This window comes from Mycobacterium sp. 852002-51971_SCH5477799-a, from assembly GCF_001667145.1.
In the GTDB taxonomy this organism is placed as follows: Bacteria; Actinomycetota; Actinomycetes; order Mycobacteriales; family Mycobacteriaceae; genus Mycobacterium.
This window is the reverse complement of sequence record NZ_LZIF01000034.1, coordinates 76,554-94,707: the sequence shown is the minus strand read 5'-3', so window position 1 is coordinate 94,707 and position 18,154 is coordinate 76,554. Positions and strand designations below refer to the sequence as shown.

Annotated in this window: 13 protein-coding genes and 1 tRNA gene; 12 read left to right on the top strand and 2 right to left on the bottom strand. The window is 65.7% G+C overall.

Annotated elements, in window-relative coordinates; translation table 11 throughout:
• Positions 1–1,910 (top strand): ATP-binding cassette domain-containing protein (locus A5753_RS02800; RefSeq protein ID WP_082971145.1); only part of this gene is annotated, 1,910 nt, incomplete at its 5' end.
• A 58-nt stretch (positions 1,911–1,968) separates the two neighbouring features.
• The gene (locus A5753_RS02795; protein WP_067123134.1) at positions 1,969–3,921 is read left to right on the top strand and encodes an acyl-CoA dehydrogenase; all 1,953 of its coding nucleotides are present in this window, start codon (positions 1,969–1,971) and stop codon (positions 3,919–3,921) included.
• 48 nt (positions 3,922–3,969) lie between these two features.
• Here the strand turns inward: A5753_RS02795 and A5753_RS02790 are convergent, their stop codons facing one another.
• A complete protein-coding gene (locus tag A5753_RS02790; protein ID WP_067123161.1) occupies positions 3,970–4,437 on the bottom strand; it encodes an LppP/LprE family lipoprotein in 468 nt (155 codons plus the stop codon).
• A gap of 329 nt (positions 4,438–4,766) precedes the next feature.
• Here A5753_RS02790 and A5753_RS02785 point away from each other — a divergent pair, with 329 nt between their 5' ends.
• From A5753_RS02785 to A5753_RS02745, 10 genes are all read left to right on the top strand, one after another.
• The gene (locus A5753_RS02785) at positions 4,767–9,008 is read left to right on the top strand and encodes a bifunctional nitrate reductase/sulfite reductase flavoprotein subunit alpha (RefSeq protein WP_067123130.1); all 4,242 of its coding nucleotides are present in this window, start codon (positions 4,767–4,769) and stop codon (positions 9,006–9,008) included.
• 112 nt (positions 9,009–9,120) lie between these two features.
• The gene (locus A5753_RS02780) at positions 9,121–9,402 is read left to right on the top strand and encodes a hypothetical protein (protein WP_231989976.1); all 282 of its coding nucleotides are present in this window, start codon (positions 9,121–9,123) and stop codon (positions 9,400–9,402) included.
• A gap of 552 nt (positions 9,403–9,954) precedes the next feature.
• On the top strand, positions 9,955–10,758 hold the full coding sequence (locus A5753_RS02775; RefSeq protein WP_067123127.1) for a Stf0 family sulfotransferase: 804 nt from the start codon (positions 9,955–9,957) through the stop codon (positions 10,756–10,758).
• A 124-nt stretch (positions 10,759–10,882) separates the two neighbouring features.
• Positions 10,883–11,041 carry a hypothetical protein gene (locus tag A5753_RS24505; RefSeq protein ID WP_197694564.1) on the top strand — a complete coding sequence of 53 codons (159 nt, stop codon included), beginning with the start codon at positions 10,883–10,885 and terminating at the stop codon, positions 11,039–11,041.
• Complete coding sequence (locus A5753_RS02770) at positions 11,035–12,168, top strand: YeiH family protein (protein WP_067123123.1); 1,134 nt, start codon at positions 11,035–11,037, stop codon at positions 12,166–12,168. The genes A5753_RS24505 and A5753_RS02770 overlap by 7 nt, the downstream gene beginning before the upstream one ends.
• A 409-nt stretch (positions 12,169–12,577) precedes the next feature.
• The gene (gene cysK / locus A5753_RS02765) at positions 12,578–13,510 is read left to right on the top strand and encodes a cysteine synthase A (protein ID WP_067123120.1); all 933 of its coding nucleotides are present in this window, start codon (positions 12,578–12,580) and stop codon (positions 13,508–13,510) included.
• A gap of 2 nt (positions 13,511–13,512) precedes the next feature.
• Entirely contained in the window at positions 13,513–14,196 is a 684-nt protein-coding gene (gene cysE / locus A5753_RS02760) for a serine O-acetyltransferase (protein WP_067123117.1), read from the top strand.
• A 207-nt stretch (positions 14,197–14,403) separates the two neighbouring features.
• Positions 14,404–15,525 (top strand): LLM class flavin-dependent oxidoreductase, encoded by a 1,122-nt coding sequence (locus tag A5753_RS02755; protein ID WP_067123114.1) that lies wholly within the window; start codon positions 14,404–14,406, stop codon positions 15,523–15,525.
• Positions 15,522–16,643 (top strand): LLM class flavin-dependent oxidoreductase, encoded by a 1,122-nt coding sequence (locus A5753_RS02750; RefSeq protein ID WP_067123111.1) that lies wholly within the window; start codon positions 15,522–15,524, stop codon positions 16,641–16,643. Before A5753_RS02755 ends, A5753_RS02750 begins: the two co-directional genes overlap by 4 nt.
• Positions 16,640–18,016, top strand: a complete 1,377-nt coding sequence (locus tag A5753_RS02745) for an NtaA/DmoA family FMN-dependent monooxygenase (RefSeq protein WP_067123108.1) — start codon at positions 16,640–16,642, stop codon at positions 18,014–18,016. The genes A5753_RS02750 and A5753_RS02745 overlap by 4 nt, the downstream gene beginning before the upstream one ends.
• 6 nt (positions 18,017–18,022) lie before the next feature.
• Here the strand turns inward: A5753_RS02745 and A5753_RS02740 are convergent.
• A tRNA-Asn gene (locus tag A5753_RS02740) sits at positions 18,023–18,095 on the bottom strand.
• Positions 18,096–18,154 lie beyond the last annotated feature (59 nt).

The window sequence follows — 18,154 nt, the reverse complement described above, 5'->3', positions numbered from 1 at the left end:
CCCCCGTCCCACCGCCCGCGGCCCCCCCGGCCCAGCCACCAATTGCGCCGATGGGTCCGTCCGCCGCTGAACCCGAGCAGCAAAAGGGCCCGAGTTTGATCGAGCGGATGGTGACCAGCAAGCTCCGCGTTCAGCGGCCCTCGTTCCGCACCACGGAACCCGACTCCACCCATCGCCTGCCCCTGCAGGCCGCCTCGCGGACCACCGGGATGACGGCCTATCAGCTTGGGCTGACAGTCGACGGACACGACACCCTGTCGGGAATTTCATTCACGGCGCGTCCCGGTTCCATCACCGCGGTCATCGGACCGTCGGCCGCACGGAATTTCGCGCTGCTCGCACTGCTGGCCGGCACCAGAGCGCCCAACTCCGGGCGCGTCATCCTCGACGAACACGACGTTCACGGTGAGCCGCAGTACATGCGGACTCGCGTCGGGGTGGTTCCGCGCGACGACCGCCTGCACGGACAGCTCACGGTCGCGCAGACCGTGAAGTATGCCGCCGAGATGCGGCTGCCACCGGACACGTCGCCCGAGCAACGCGACCGTGTGGTCAGCCAGGTTCTCGACGAGCTCGAGCTGACGTCGCACCGGGACACCAAGATCCGCAAGCTGGGACCCGAGGTGCGTCGCTGCGCTGCCCTGGCGGTCGAGCTCGTCACCCGGCCGAGTCTGCTCGTGGTCGATGAACCGACCGCCGGACTGGATGCTGCCCAACAACGTCAGCTCATGGCGATCCTGCGGCAGCAGGCCAACATCGGCTGCGCCGTCGTGGCCGCGATCTCGGATCGCGCATCCCTTACGGATGTGAACGCGTGCGACCAGGTGTTGGTGCTCACTGCGGCGGGCAAGGTGGCCTACCTGGGAACGCCCCTGCAGATCGAGTCCGCGATGGGCACCACGGACTGGTCGAGAGTGCTGTCGCAGGTCGGCGCCGATCCCGACGGAGCCCACCGCGCCTTCCGTGCGAGGCAGCAGACGGCGGCACCGACAACCCCGCCGGAAGTCGCGGCACCCGGTCCCCCGCCACCCGGGCTACCCAGGAACCGGCAGATCCGACTGGTGGCCCGGCGCGAGGTCCGCCTGCTTCTCGGCGATCGCATCTACTTCGCGTTCCTGGCGATCCTGCCGTTCGTGTTGGCGGGCTTGGCGCTGCTGATTCCGGGCGGATCCGGCCTGACGCGTCCCGACCCGGGTAGCACCAACGCGCACGAGGCCATCGAGATCCTGGCCGCGCTCAACGTCGCCGCGGTGATCATCGGCACGGCGCTGACCACCCGCGCGCTGGTTTGCGAACACCGCATCTTTCGGCGCGAGCAGGAGGTCGGACTGACCGCACCGGCGTACCTGAGCGCCAAGATCATCGCGTACGGCCTGGCCGCGGCCCTATATACGGCAGTCGTCGTGGCGATCGTCATCGCGGTCAAGGGCGAGCCGGGGCCAAGCGCCGCTTTGCTGCACAACGCCACAGTCGAGCTGTACGTCAGTGTGGCCGTCACCGCGATCGTGTCCGCGGTCGTCGGCCTCGCGCTGTCGTCGCTGGGGAAGTCGCTGCGAGAGGTTCTGCCCCTGGTGGTGCCGGTGATCCTGGTATCTGCGCTGTTCAACGGGAGCCTGGTGCAACTGGTGAACATCTGGGGCCTGCAGCAGATCAGCTGGTTCGTCCCTGCCCAATGGGGTTTCGCGGCCGCGGCGTCCACCGCGAATCTGCGCAGGGTCGACTCGCTGGCCGCCGACGCCCTGACATGGACCCACTACAGCGGCTGGTGGGTCTTCGACATGGGGATGCTGGTTCTGCTCGGCGTCATCGCGGCCGGGTTCACGCTCTACCGGCTGCGGTCGCCCCTCGGCCAAAGCCGCGACCCGTCGCCCGATCGCGGGCCCCAGGAAGGCAGTCCACCCCGGCGCTGATATCCGGCGCGGGCGGACGAACGTGGTCGCGACGCGAACCGGCCATTACTGTCGGATCATGGCGCCTGAAACGACTACCACTGCCGACTATCTGCGCAATGCCTTGGACGGACGTTGGCGCGACGTCAGACACCGGATGCGCGACACACTTACCGAGGACCTGTTCCGCCCGCATTACACACCGAACACGGTGATCGCCCGCACCAAGGTGGCGGAGCAGATGAGGATCATGGCGGCGTTCGGCGCGGCCGCCGACAGTTTCAAGAAAGAGCACGGCGGCACCGGCGACGTCGGTGCGGCGATCACGATGATCGAGATGCTGGCGATGTCGGACCTGTCGCTGATGGTGAAGGCCGGCGTGCAGTGGGGGCTGTTCGGCGGGGCCGTGGAGAACCTGGGCACCGAGCGTCACCACGAGATGTACGTGCCCAAGATCATCAGCCTGGAATTGCGCGGTTGTTTCGCGATGACCGAGACCGGCCACGGCAGTGACGTGCAGTCATTGGAGACCACCGCGACCTACGATCCTGAGACTCAAGAGTTCGTCATTGACTCCCCCACCCCGTCGGCCCGTAAGGACTACATCGGCGGCGCCGCCGAAACCGCAACCATGGCAGCGGTTTTCGCGCAGCTGATCACGACCGAGGACGGCAAGCCGGTCAATCACGGTGTGCACTGCGTCCTGGTCCCGATCCGCGACGAGGACGGCAACGACCTGCCCGGGGTCACCACGTCGGACTGCGAATACAAGGGCGGACTGCCCGGTGTCGACAACGGCCGGATCGTGTTCGACCATGTCCGCGTCCCTCGGGTCAACCTACTGAACAAGTACGGCGACGTCGCGGAAGACGGCACGTACAGTTCGCCGATCGATAACCCGAACCGTCGGTTCTTCACCATGCTGGGCACCCTCGTCCGCGGCCGGATCACGGTGGGCGGCAGTGCCGGCGCCGCCGGCCGCGTGGCGCTGGACATCGCCACCCGGTATGCGTTGCAGCGCAGGCAGTTCAACGCACCCGACGACGACTCCGAAGTGCTGATCATGGACTACCTGGTGCACCAGCGACGGCTGTTCCCGTTGATCGCGAAGTCCTACGCGTTGCAGTTTGCGCAGAACGAATTGGTAGGCAAATGTCATGACGTACAGAGCGCTGACGCGCCCGACGCCGACGAGCAGCGCGAACTCGAAGCGCGTGCCGCCGGGCTCAAGGCCGCCAACACCTGGCATGCGAGCCGGGCGATCCAGGAGTCCCGCGAGGCGTGTGGTGGCGCCGGATACATGGCCGAGAACAGATTGATCGGGCTTCGGGGTGATACCGACGTTTTCACCACGTTCGAGGGCGACAACCACGTGCTGACCCAACTAGTGGCCAAGGAACTGCTCACGGCCTATGCCGATGACATCAAGAGCATGAGTCCGGTCGAATGGGTGCGCTTCGCCGCCAACACCGTTGGCGAACGCGTCGTGAAACGTACTGCGGCAGAAGCGATTATCCAAACCATTGTGGATACCCGGCAAGACAGCGAAGAAGAGGGCAGCCTCTTCAACCGCGGCACCCAGATCAAGATGTTCGAGGACCGCGAGGAATATCTGCTGGCATCGGTGGCGCGGCGGCTACAGGCGAAATCCAAAGAGATGTCGGCATTCGACGCGTTCAACTCGGTGCAGGATCACGTGTTGCATGCAGCCAGCGCGCACATTGATCGCGTCATCCTGGAGGCGTTCGTCGCCGGGATCGACGCGTGCCCCGACGAGCAGGCCCGCGAACTGCTCGGTGTCTTGTGCGACCTGTACGCACTATCAGTCATCGAGGACGACAAGGCCTGGTACATCGAGCACCGCTACCTGTCCACCGAACGCGCCAAGGCCGTCACCCGGGGAATCAACGACCGGTGCCGCGCGCTGCGACCGCACGCCGAGACGCTCGTCGACGGGTTCGGGGTCCCCGAGCGGCTGCGTTACGTCGAGATGCTGCATCCGGAGAACCTGGCCGAGGCCATCACTCGCTGACGGGCCACTCTCCGATCTCTCGGGGTCGGCCGTCCGGGCGCGAACACGTTACTGGTTCGGGACCTTGCCAAGGGTTTGCAGCTTGCCGTCCGGGCCGATCCGGAACTTGACCGTCCCGATGCCGGTGGGACAGCACAGCTGGTCATGTGGCTTCTGCCACTGGTATTGAACGGTGACGGTGTCGTCCGAGGGCGGTAGCACGGTGGTATAGGGCTTCGGGTTTGAGGTTGGACTACCAAGCGGCTTGTTGTGGTCGAAGAAGATCAACTGTTGCGGAGTCGACTCGCTGGCGATCGTCGGGATGATCTGCACCCAGTACAACCGGCAGTTTCGCGTGTGCCCCCTGCCCATCTCGACCCAGATGGTGCCCGGGACGGCAATGGGAACGGCGGTGATGGCCTGGCGCACGGCGTCGGCCGTGGGTCCGTCGGAGTCCTTGCACGTGTCGGGCCGGGCCTGTGGCGGCGCGGTGGGCTTCCAGCCGCAGCCGGAGGCCAGCAAAACCAGAACAATCACAATGAGCTGACGCACGCGGTGAGCTTAGCGAAGACTGTGAATGTCCCATCGGTTTGGTCAAAAACCCTGTTCTGAGAAGCGTTTCGAGGGGCGTCGTGAGTAACCTCGAGCGGGACAGGCGGTCGACGGTGACCTGCGCTAACGCGACTCTCAGCCGTGAATTCCTCCGGTGATTTCACACGGGCGTGCTGGCCGTTGAGAGGAAGAAGTAAACCGGGGGAAATTTCGGGCAGCGATGTCGAAACATGCCTGCTCCACAATGAACTCACCCTGTACGGAGCTAACCCGTACGTACTTGACGGAGGGACGTAAGCGTGGCGAGGGAGTCCATGGCGCCTGACGACGCCGTGAACACCGTGTGCGCTTACTGCGGCGTCGGTTGCGGGATGGTGTTGCAGATCACAACGGATCCGATAACGGGCCGCGATCACGTCATCAAGTCGGTTGGGAACAAAGAACATCCGGCAAACTTCGGCCGCTTGTGCACCAAGGGTGCCACCACCGCGGACCTGCTTCGCGCGCCCGGTCGGTTGGACTCGGCGCATGCGCGGACCGACCGTGGCGACCCGCTCGAGCCTATCGACATGAATCAAGCGATCATCCAGTGCGCGACGCGGTTACGCGCAATCATCGATGAACACGGCGCGGACGCATTCGCGATGTACGTGTCCGGCCAGATGTCCATCGAGGCGCAGTACCTGGCGAACAAACTGGTTAAAGGTTTCATCGGCACCAACCAGATCGAATCCAACTCGCGACTGTGCATGGCCAGCGCCGGTTCTGGCTACAAGCTGTCGTTGGGGGCGGACGGACCGCCCGGGTCATACCAGGACTTCGACCGCGCCGACGTCTTTTTCGTTATCGGTGCCAACATGGCCGATTGCCACCCAATTCTGTTTCTGCGCATGATGGACCGGGTCAAAGCCGGCGCAAAGCTGATCGTTGTCGACCCCCGCCGCACCGCGACCGCCGACAAGGCCGATCTGTTTCTGCAGATCGCACCGGGATCCGATCTGGCGCTGCTCAACGGACTGCTGCACCTGATCGTCGAGAACGGCCACACCGACCCCGGTTTCATCGCCGAATTCACCGAGGGCTGGGAGGTGATGCCCAGTTTCCTGGAGCAGTACACCCCCGACATGGTCAGCGCGGTGACCGGGATACCCGAAGAGCACATCCGCAAGGCGGCTCAAATGATCGGCGAGGCCGAGAATTTCATGAGCTGCTGGACGATGGGCCTCAATCAGAGCACCCACGGTACGTGGAATACCAATGCCATCTGCAACCTGCACCTGGCCACCGGTGCGATCTGCAAGCCAGGGAGCGGGCCCTTCTCGCTCACCGGCCAACCCAACGCGATGGGCGGTCGCGAAATGGGTTACATGGGGCCAGGTTTACCCGGGCAGCGTTCGGTGGCATCGGACGACGACCGTGAGTTCGTCGAAAATCTGTGGGGCCTCCCTCGCGGAACGCTGCGCACCGAGGCGGGCAGCGGCACCATCGACATGTTCTCCCGGATGGCCGATGGTCAGATCAAAGCGTGCTGGATCATCTGCACCAATCCCGTTGCATCAGTTGCTAATCGAAAGACCGTGCTGGCCGGACTGGAGCGCGCCGACTTGGTGATAGCCCAGGACGCGTTCTTCGAGACCGAGACCAACGAATACGCAGACGTGTTGTTGCCGGCGGCCCTGTGGACGGAAGCCGAAGGGGTCATGGTCAATTCCGAGCGCAACATGACTTTGTTCCGGCCGGCGGCGCAGGCACCCGGCCACGCTTTGCCGGACTGGCAGATCATCGCCCGGATCGCCTGCGAGATGGGCTTTTCGGAGTCGTTCAGCTACGACTCCGCCGCGGAGGTCTTCGAAGAAATCAAGCGGTTCTCGAACCCGAAGACCGGGTACGACTTGCGTGGCGTCAGCCATGAACGACTGCGTCAGGGCCCGCTGCAGTGGCCGTGCGCCCCCGAGAATGAGGGCGACCGCAATCCGATCCGCTATCTCAACGACGGCATCAGCCAGACGCAGTTGGTCCACGAGGATGGCAGCGTCCCGCGGCTGGCCTTCCCCACGGCGACGGGTCGTGCGGTGTTCTTCGCCCGCCCGCACCTGCTGCCCGAGGAAATGCCCGACGACGACTACCCGTTCCTGCTGAACACCGGTCGCCTGCCGCACCAATGGCACACCATGACCAAGACCGGCAAGGTGGCCAAACTCAACAAGCTCAATCCCGGGCCATTCGTCGAAATCCACCCCGACGACGGCGCGCGCCTACAGATCGCCGAGGGCGATCGGATCGAAATCGCTTCCCGCCGAGGTCGCGCCGTGCTGCCCGCCGTCATCAGCGATCGAGTGCGGCCCGGCAACTGCTTCGCGCCGTTCCACTGGAACGACGTGTTCGGCGAATACCTGTCGATCAACGCCGTCACCAACGATGCGGTCGATCCGGTCTCGAGCCAGCCGGAATTCAAGGCTTGCGCCGTCACGCTCACGAAAGTCAGTGTCGTACAATCTTTTTCGGACATCGAGGCGCCGACCCCCAGCGAGATACCAGGGCCCTCGCCCACGGAGGTACGAGAAATCAGCGTGTCACAAGTCGATGCCCTCGGCGAATTACTCGGTGTGGCAACACAACCCAAGCCGGAATTCAACGAGCTCGGCCGCTCATACCTCGCCGGTATGCTGTCCGGGCTTCGTTCGACCGCGGGTCGCCGCGCCGGCGGGGTGCCGACCCTGCCGCTGAGCGCGCCGTTCGATTCCAGCACCCGGCTTTGGGTAGACGGCCTGCTGGCGGGTCTGTTCTCGCGCATCGACGGGCCCGAACCGGTGGCGCCTGTACAGGATGCCCAAGCGACTACGCCGTCGGCTACCCGGCAACCGCCCGTCGCGCCGGCCGATGCCAAGCCCGCGGCCCAGCGCGCACCCGTCGTGGTGCTGTGGGCATCGCAGACCGGGAACGCAGAGGAGCTCGCCGCCGAGATCGCCGCGCGGTTGGGCGCCGCCGAACTTCCCGTCGCGTTGCACAGCATGGATGATTTCCCTGCGGACAAGTTGACGACGACGAAGGAGCTGCTGCTCGTCACCAGCACCACGGGCGACGGCGAAGCGCCTGACAACGGCGCCGGCCTCTGGCGGGCGCTGAGCTCCGAGGGCGCGCCGCGATTCACCGACACCCGCTATGCCGTACTCGCGCTGGGCGACTCCAACTACGACGATTTCTGCGGTCACGGACGCAAACTGGACGCGCGACTCGCCGAGCTGGGAGCCGCCCGCATCACCGAGCGGGTGGACTGCGAACCCGACTACGACGACACCGCGGTGAAGTGGCTGGGCGACGTCATCACCGCCCTGACCAAGACGCCCACGTCCGTCGGCGGAGACGGAGCTGCGACGGCGCCGGCCCGCACTTCCACGGTTACGGCACCGCCTCGCCCTGGCGCGCCCGCTTCCAGCCCCTACAGCAAAAAACATCCGCTGATCACCGGCATGATGCGCAACACCGTGTTGAGCCGGCCACAATCGACGAAAGACGTGCGGCACCTGGTTTTCGACATGCCTGAAGAATCCGTTGCCTACGCGGCCGGTGACGCGCTCGGTGTGTGGCCGCGCAACAGCGACGAGTTGGTCGACGAATGGCTGTCGGTCACCGGCCTAAGCGGGCAGACCCCCGTGGAGGTCGGCGAGCATGGCCTGATGTCGTTGCGCTCCGCGCTCACCGAGCGTATCGAGATCGCCCACATCAGCCGCGATTTGGTGCGCTTCGTGCAGGAGCGCACCGGTGACTCGACCCTCGCGGAGCTGCTGAAGCCGGAAAACAAACGCGCACTGTCGGATTGGACCTGGGGTCGCCAATCTATCGACCTGCTGGCCAAGCTGCCCGTCGCCGCATCGGCCCACGAGTGGCTGCGGGTGCTCAAACGCCTTCAGCCGCGGCTGTATTCGATCTCGTCGAGCCCGAAGGAGTGTCCGGGCGAGGTCCACCTGACCGTCTCCCCGGTGCGCTACAACTTCCAGGGGGTCGCGCGCCGCGGGGTGTGTTCGACCTACCTCGCCGACCGCTCCCCCGGCGATCGAGTCGCCGTCTATCTGCAGCAATCCAGCAATTTCCGGCCGCCGAGTGAGTCGGACACTCCGATGATCATGATCGGACCCGGGACGGGAATCGCACCCTTCCGCGGTTTCCTGCAGGAACGGCGCGCACTCGGCCACACCGGACCCAACTGGCTGTTCTTCGGTGAGCAGCACGCCGCCACCGACTTCTACTACCGCGACGAACTCGAGCAGATGCGCGATGACGGATTCCTGACCGAGCTGGATTTGGCGTTCTCCCGCGACCAGCAGCAGAAGGTTTACGTGCAGCACCTGATGCGCAAACGCGGCGCGGAGCTGTGGAGCTGGTTGCAGGACGGCGCCCAGCTGTACGTCTGCGGCACCGCGGATCCCATGGCCAAGGACGTCGATCGGGCGCTGTGCGACATCGCGGCCGAATTCGGCAACCTCGACCCGGAAGCGGCGAAGGAATACGTCCGATCGTTGAGCGCGGACAAGCGCTACCACCGTGACGTCTACTAACGGCGATCTGCTGGCACCCGTAACACAGCGGAAACATCGCACACCCACCACCGAAACTTCTGCGCCGCACGATGCACTCATAAGGTCGCGCGCCTGAAGGAGTGACGTCATCGTGGCTCGGGAGTGTGATGGACCCGATCGGGTCTTCAAGAACGGCTGCCCGCTGCAATGCCGGCTGCGGTACGCCGGCACGGCCGACGAACCGGTCGGTGACCAATGCGACTGGGCGGGCCTGCCCGTGAACCTGGATTTCGCGTTCTCGCGGGATCAACGCGACAAGGTCTACAAGCAGCACCTGCTGCGCAGGCGCGGTACGCAATTCGGACCGTGGCGACACGGTGCCCACGTCTGCGTCTGCGAGATCCTCGAGGGCGAATCGCTCAGCAGCGGATAGCGACGCTTCTCGGACCAACGCGCGACGGTGCAGTGCGGGGTCGACCGACGCAAAAAATCAACTAGGTTCGAATTCCTTGATGCTGCAATAGCCAAATCATCTTGCGAGCGCCGAGCTACGCTGACCCGCAAGCCGGTCCGGCTCACATGTGCTTCGGCCGCGGTGGTCAACCTATAGACAGATGGCCCGTAATCCGTGTCATGAGCCGAAGACCCGCACAAGCCTCCGCCACGCCGAGGCGTGCCGATCAAGGGGTTCGGAATTCATGGTGAGCGGGCGCGCAGGCGGCGGGGCCAGCCCACGGGGGGCTGCCGGGTGCCCACCCGAAACAATATGTGGCGCAGCGCTGTTGCATGCAGCACAGATTCGCCGCCAGTGCGGCTTTCGGTTCGCTCCGAAACCAGATGAGCACCCACGGCCACCGTCCCGTTCGGCTGTCGTCACCGAACGCCACAGTTCGGGTAAGTCCGCTTCGATACAAAGGTTTCCTTCAGCCTGACCCTTACCGCGCTAGCCCGGATAACAGCGGACGGTTCTGGATACACTCTGCCGGTGACAAGTAGGCCGTCGTCATATCTGGTGTTGGCGTCGCAGCGCAGCGGCAGCACGCTGCTGGTCGAGTCGCTGCGCGCCACCGGCGTGGCCGGCGAGCCACAGGAGTTTTTCCAGTACCTCCCCTCCACCAGCCAGTCCCCGCAGCCGCGGGAGTGGTTCGCCGGTGTCGAGGACGAGTCGATTTTGAGCCTGCTCGACCCGCTGGACGTCGGGACGCCGGACCTGGCGCCCCCGGAGATCTGGCGTGCCTACATCCGTACGGTCGGCCGCACGCCCAACGGGGTGTGGGGCGGCAAACTGATGTGGAACCAGACGCCGCTGCTGCTGGACCGTGCCAAGAATCTGCCGGATCGAAGCGGCGAGGGCCTGCTGGCGGCGATCACCGACGTGGTGGGCGAGCAGCCGCTGCTGATTCACGTCTACCGACCCGATGTGGTTTCTCAGGCCGTGTCGTTCTGGCGCGCGGTGCAGACGCGGGTCTGGCGAGGCAGGCCCGACCCGGTGCGTGACGCGCGCGCCACTTATCACGCCGGGGCGATCGCCCACGTGGTCAGCATGCTGCGCGCGCAAGAAGAGGGCTGGCGAAACTGGTTCGCCGAGGAAGACATCGAGCCCATGGACATTTCGTATCCGGTGTTGTGGCGCAACCTGACTCAGGTGGTGGGATCCATCCTCGAGGCTTTGGGGCTGGACCCGCAGCTGGCGCCCGAACCGGTGTTGGAGCGCCAGGCCGACCAGCGCTCCGACGAATGGGTGGACCGCTACCGCGCCGACGCCGAGAAACACGGTCTGCCAACCTGATCGAGCGGCATAGCTAAATTCAGCCCGAGTCAATCACTTGGAGGTGACGCCCGCAGACGCCACCATTCGGAGTCAACGGGTGCGGCCGACAGACGCCGCCATGGGCGCTTGAGGAGCGATCATCGTGGGTGAAGGCGTGCCGATCGAAGACCACGACGCCCCGCGGGCGCCGGATTGGGCGGCCCGGCTCGGCTCGGTGTCGGTGGACGGGTGGGCGACCGCGGTTGCGGGGGTGATCGTCGCTCTGGCGGTGGCCGACATGCTCCCGAAGATTTCGTGGTGACCGCCGTGAGCACAGTCCAAGTGCAGCCCGACGAGACGTCGGCCGAAGGCACCTTCACCAGCAGCCGTCCGCTTGACTACGTACCCGGCATCCTGCTTCTGATCGGCGTGGGGGTGCTGGGCAAGTACTCCCAGATCTGGTGGAACGCCCTGGCCAAGCACCAGCACTGGACCGTGCCCGACATCGAATATGTGTTGTGGTCGATCGTGATTGGGCTCTTGATCACCAACACCATCGGCCTGCACCCGATATTCCGCCCCGGCGTGCTGACCTACGAATTCTGGCTCAAGGCAGGGATCGTGGCGCTCGGCTCGCGATTCGTGCTGGGCGACATCGCCAAACTCGGCGGGATCAGCCTGGTGCAGATCCTGGTGGACATGACCATTGCCGGGACGATCATCATCGTCGCGGCCCGCGCGTACGGATTGTCGGGCAAGCTCGGCTCGCTGTTGGCGATCGGCACGTCCATCTGCGGGGTGTCGGCCATCGTGGCGGCCAAGGGGGCGATCCGGGCCCGCAACTCCGATGTCAGCTACGCGATCGCGGCGATCCTGGCGCTGGGCGCGGTGTCGCTGTTCGTGTTGCCGCCGATGGGTCACGCGATCGGTCTCACCGACCACGAATTCGGTTTGTGGGCCGGGCTTTCCGTGGACAACACCGCCGAAACCACCGCCACGGGATATCTGTACTCCGACCACGCCGGCAAGATCGCGGTGCTGGTGAAATCAACTCGTAACGCGCTGATCGGCTTCGTCGTGCTGGCCTTCGCGTTGTTTTGGGCCGCACGAGGGGAAGCCGACGGGATCGCCCGGGGCGCCAAAGCCAAGGCCGCGTTCATCTGGAGCAAGTTCCCGAAGTTCGTGCTCGGCTTCCTGGTGGTATCGGCGATCGCCACGGCGGGGTGGCTGACCAAGGGCCAAACCGCCAACCTCGCCAACCTGTCGAAATGGGCGTTCCTGCTGACCTTTGCCGGCGTGGGACTCAACACCGACATCCGTCAGATCGCGCGCACCGGCTGGCGTCCACTGGTGGTCGCGGTCATCGGGCTCACCGTCGTCGCCACCGTCTCCCTCGGTATTGTCCTGCTGACGTCGCGCGTATTCGGTTGGGGCGCGGGGCCAGCGTGACGTCGGCGGTCATGTGCCTCATCGTGGCCCACCGCACCGGGGCCCACGCGCCGCGCGAAGCAGGAATAAGTCCTGGCCAGAAGGCGTGAAGGCCGGCTGAGCCAAACGAACGAACATGTCCGATGTCCTATAGTGGTGACATGCAACGCCCCGCACAGCTGCGCTTTGTCCCGTCGCGCTACCTTGCCGTGGACTGTTGTTGCTGCTGTTGTTGTTGAGTCCCTCGAGCCCTCGGCACCGGGGAAACGGTTTGCGAACTGCCTGGACGCGTGCTCACCGGGTGGCGCTGAGTAGAGCGTCGTAACGCTCTCACCCGGTGGCGCTAGCCATCCCCGCCGAGATGAACATAGAGTTCGATATTAGCTGGCAGGCCGAGGCCTGGTCCTACGTCGTTGGAGACAATAGGTAGATGAGCATCGCGGAGAACGTCACGGAATTGATCGGAAACACCCCGCTGGTCCGGCTCAACCGGGTCACCGAGGGTGCGGTCGCCGACGTCGTCGCCAAGCTGGAATTCTTCAACCCAGGCAATAGTGTCAAGGACCGCATCGGGGTCGCGATGATCGACGCTGCCGAGCAGGCGGGTCTGATCAAACCGGACACGATCATCCTCGAGCCGACGAGCGGCAACACCGGCATCGCCCTGGCGCTGGTGGCCGCGGCCCGTGGCTACCGCTGCGTGCTGACCATGCCCGAGACCATGAGTGTCGAGCGACGAATGTTGTTGCGCGCCTTGGGCGCAGAGATTGTTTTGACACCAGGCGCTGAGGGCATGCCGGGCGCCATCGCCAAGGCCGAGGAACTCGCCAAAAGCGACCAACGGTATTTTGTGCCACAGCAATTCGAGAACAAGGCGAATCCCGCGATTCACCGCGCCACCACCGCGGAGGAAGTGTGGCGCGACACCGACGGCAAGGTCGATATCTTCGTCGCCGGTGTGGGCACCGGCGGCACCATCACCGGTGTGGCGCAGGTGATCAAGGAGCGCAAGCCTTCAGCACAATTCGTGGCCGTGGAGCCGGCCGGGTCGCCGGTGTTGTCCGGAGGGCAGAAAGGCCCGCACCCCATCCAGGGCTTGGGCGCCGGGTTCGTCCCGCCCGTGCTCGCGATGGATCTGGTCGACGAGGTGATCACCGTCGGCAACGAGGAGTCGATGAGCCTGGCCCGGCGGCTGGCCGCCGAAGAGGGGCTGTTGGTCGGTATCTCCTCGGGGGCGGCGGTGGTTGCCGCGCTGCAGGTCGCCCGCCGGCCCGAGAACGCTGGAAAGCTCGTCGTCGTGGTGCTACCCGACTTCGGCGAGCGGTACCTCAGCACGCCGTTGTTCGCCGACCTGGCAGATTAGCCGTGCTCGAAGCCATACGACGGGACATACGAGCGGCCAGGGAGCGCGATCCGGCCGCTCCGACCACGCTGCAGGTGATCTTCGCCTACCCGGGCGTGCATGCCATCTGGTGCCACCGCATCAACCACCGGCTATGGCAGCGCGGCGCAAAGCTGGCCGCGCGTATCACCGCCGAAATCACCCGCATTCTGACCGGCGTCGAGATCCATCCCGGAGCCGTTTTGGGCCCCGGTCTTTTCATCGACCACGCGACCGGTGTGGTGATCGGTGAGACCGCCGAGGTGGGCGAGGACGTTACCATCTACCACGGCGTCACCCTCGGCGGCAGCGGCAGGGACACCGGAAAACGACACCCCACCATCGGCGATCGGGTGATCATCGGCGCCGGAGCGAAGATTTTGGGCGCGATCAAAGTCGGCGACGACAGCCGCATCGGTGCCAACGCCGTGGTGGTCAAGGAAGTTCCGTCGAGCTCGGTGGTCATCGGGGTGCCCGGGCAGGTCATCAGCCGCAGCCGTCCGGGCAGTCCGGACGACTCGATGATGCCGGACCTCGTCGGCGTCAGCCTGCAATCGCTGCTGACTCGCGTGACCCGACTCGAAGCCCAAGCGGACGGCTCCCAAACCAATCACGTCATCAGGCCGCCCGAAGCCGGTGTCTGGCACGGCGAGGATTTCTCCATCTGAAAGATTGTGGAGCTCAGCTCAACACAGTCTGATCGGCGGTATTCGCCAGCCCGCACCGAACGGTGATCGCCGCGTTTGGCGGGCTTGAGCTCGGCGAAGTATTACTCACGCTGAACATAACGCGGCCTTGGAATGCATCGTCGCCCGCAGCGTTGCACAGTGAGTTATGACCACGCTGCGTGACGACGCCACTCTCGAGGAGCGCCCATGACCGAGCTGCACCTGGCGGTGGGGCTGGATGGCTACGGTTGGCACCCCCAGGCGTGGCGATACGCGTTCGCGCACAACGCGACCGGTGGCGGCCAACTCAGCGGTCGCTATTGGGCCGCGCTGGCCGCCACCGCCGAGCGTGGGCTGCTGGATTTCCTTACCATCGACGACAGCCTGGACGCACAACCCGGGCCCCGGGCCGACATCTCCCCGCGGCGCCTGGCGGGACGCGCCGATGCCACGCTGGTGGCCGCCCGCATCGCGCCGGCCACCCGACATATCGGCTTGATTCCCGTTGCGACGGTCACGCACACCGAGCCGTTCCACGTCTCGAAAGCGATTGCGACACTCGACCACATCTCAAATGGCCGGGCCGGCTGGCAGATTCGGGTAAGCCCGACGGCGCACGAAGCCGCGCTGTTCGGCAGGCGAACCGCCCCCGACGGCGACGCACTGTTCGACGAAGCGGCCGACGCCGTCGAGGTGGTGCGCCGCCTCTGGGACAGCTGGGAGGACGACGCCGTCATCCGTGACGTCGCGACCGGTCGCTACATCGACCGCGACAAGCTGCACTACATCGACTTCGCCGGAAAGTACTTCTCGGTCAAGGGGCCGTCGATCACCCCGCGGCCACCCCAAGGCCAGCCGGTGGTGACCGCGCTGGCGCACGCTCCAAGGGTCTACGATTTCGCCGCCACCAGCGCCGACCTGGTCTTCATCACCCCGCACGATGAGGGCTCGCTGCATACGATCCTGGACGAGGTCGGCGGCGCGCAGCGCGCAGCGGGCCGAGAGCTCCTGATCTACGCGGACCTGGTGGTGTCGCTGGCCGACGATCCGTTGGCACCCGCGGCGGCCCTCTCGTCCGATGCGCACGTATTCATCGGCAGCACAAGCGATCTGGCAGAGCACCTGCTCGCGTGGCAGGACGCCGGGGTCGACGGCGTGCGGCTACGGCCCGCGATCAACGCCATCGACCTGCCCGCCATCGTCGATGACCTGGTCCCGCGATTGCAGCACGCCGGCCGATTCCGCACCGGTTACCGCGACGGCGAGACACTGCGCGAACGCCTGGGTCTGGCGCCGGCACCGAACCGCTACGCGACGGTGCCGTCATGACCGTCACTCCCCTGTCGATCCTCGACCTGTCGCCCATCAGCGCCGGCAGCGACGCCGCCACGGCTTTGCGCAACAGCATCGACCTGGCCCAGCACGCCGAGCGCTGGGGCTACCGGCGCTACTGGCTCGCCGAGCACCACTTCGTCGCGGTGGCCAGCTCGTCACCGGTGACCGTGATCGGCCAAATCGCCGCGGCCACAGAACGAATTCACGTCGGGTCGGCGGCGGTACAGGTCGGCCACACGACGGCGATTGCGGTGGTGGAAAGCTTCGGCATCCTCGACGCGCTCTATCCGGGTCGCATCGACATGGGGTTGGGCCGATCCGGGCAGCGGCGCCAGGAGGCGGCCGCGTCGTCTCCGGCCGCATCCGAACGTGCGCCCACCCCGTGGCGTGAGGTAGCCGGCATTGTCATCCCTACGCCATTCGATCAGGTGCCGCTGATGAAAACCGACCGGATCCGGACTCAGGCTTCGGTCCTCGCCCAACCGTGCGCGCAACCGCCGGACTTCGCCGAACAGCTGGCCGACATCGAAGCGATGCTGGACGGCACCTACACCGTCAATGGCCATGAGCTGCATGTCGTCCCGGGCGAGCATGCCCAGTTGACGCCGTGGATCTTCGGCAGCACCAAGGGCCAGAGCGCGGAAGTGGCCGGTGCGCGTGGACTCCCGTTCGTCGCAAGCTACCACATCACCCCGGGCACCGCGATCGATGCGATCACCACGTACCGCAACGCATTCCGCCCCTCCGCCCGGTTATCCGAGCCGTACGTGGTGGTGTCGGCCGACGTCGTGGTCGCCGAGGACAGCGCCACCGCACGCCACCTCGCGTCCGGTTACGGTCGGTGGGTGCATTCCATCCGCAGCGGCCAGGGCGCCATGCCCTACCCGGATCCCGACTTTTGTCAGCCCTTGACCGAGGACGAGCAGGCGTTGGTAACCGACCGCACTGCAACACAATTCGTCGGCAACCCGGACGAGGTCGCCGACCGGCTCGAGCTGCTGCGCCGCGCCACCGATGCCGACGAACTGGTGATCACCTCAGTGACCCACCGGCATGTAGACCGGCTGCGCTCCCACGAGCTGATCGCCAAACGATGGGGATTGACAGGATGATCGTTCGAGAAGCAGATCATCGCAAACAGATTCATTTGGGTGCGCATTTCCCCGGGGTGAACAACACCACGGTGTGGTCCGATCCGAGCGCGGGCAGCCAGATCGAGTTCGAATCGTTTGTGCACCTGGCCAAGTCAGCCGAACGAGGGCTGTTCGACTTCTTCTTCCTCGCCGAGGGCCTGCGACTGCGTGAGCATCGCGGCAAGATTCACGACCTCGACGTCGTCGGCAGGCCGGACACCTTCACAGTGCTCGCCGGGCTCGCCGCGGTCACCGACAACCTCGGCCTCGCCGGCACCATCAACACCACGTTCAACGAACCCTACGAGGTGGCAAGGCAATTCGCGACGTTGGACCATCTGTCCGACGGGCGGTCGGCGTGGAACATGGTCACCTCCTCCGATGCGTTCACCGGGGAGAACTTCCGCCGCGGCGGGTTTCTCGCCCATGCCAACCGCTACCGCAGGGCCGAGGAATTCATCACCGTGGCCCGGCAGTTCTGGGACAGCTGGACTCCCGAGGCCGTGGTCGCCGACGTCGACGCCGGGGTCTATGCCGATCCGGCCCTCATCGACAGCATCGATCACGACGGGCCGCAATTCCGTGTCCGCGGGGTGGCCTCGCTGCCCGCCGGACCGCAAGGCCAAACGGTGCTACTGCAGGCCGGTGACTCCGACGACGGTCGCGACTTCGGCGCCAAGCACGCCGACGCCCTGTTCACGCTGCACGGGTCGCTCGAGGCGGGCCAGCGCTACTACGCCGACGTGAAGAGCCGTGCCGCGGCCTACGGGCGGGACCCCAACCAGCTCAAGGTGCTGCCCGGCGCAACGTTCGCGCTGGGCGACACCCCTGCCGAAGCGGCGGAAAACGCCCGCCATATCCGCGAGCAGCAGGTCAGCGGTCCGACCGCGATCGCGTTCCTCGAACAGGTGTGGGGCGTGGACCTTTCGGCCTACGACCCCGATGGGCCCCTGCCCGACGTCGAGCCCGTGGAGAACCCCAGCATCACCCGAGGGCGAGTCCGGCACGGCGACCCCCGGAAGGTCGCCGAAACCTGGCGCGCCCGAGCCGAAGCCGAGCGCCTGTCGATCCGCGAGCTGATCATCGAAGTGACAAGCCGCCAGCAGTTCGTCGGGACTCCGGCGCAGGTGGCCGAAGAGATCGATCGCTATGTGCAGTCGGATGCTTGCGACGGCTTCATCCTGGTGCCCCACCTGACGCCGCACGGCCTCGACGAATTCGTCGCCAAGGTGGTCCCGCTGCTGCAGGAGCGGGGTAGCTTTCGCACCGAATACCGGGGCCACACGTTGCGCGAGCATCTGGGCTTGTTGCCCGCTCCGGGGCGGACGGCACCTCAGGCCGCCGTCGGCTGAGAAATGCTCCCCCGCCTGGACTCGAACCAGGAACCCTTCGGTTAACAGCCGAATGCTCTGCCAATTGAGCTACAGGGGACTAACCCGATCGCGGGACGACTCTAGCGTACTGGCACGACCGCACCCAACTAGCGTGGA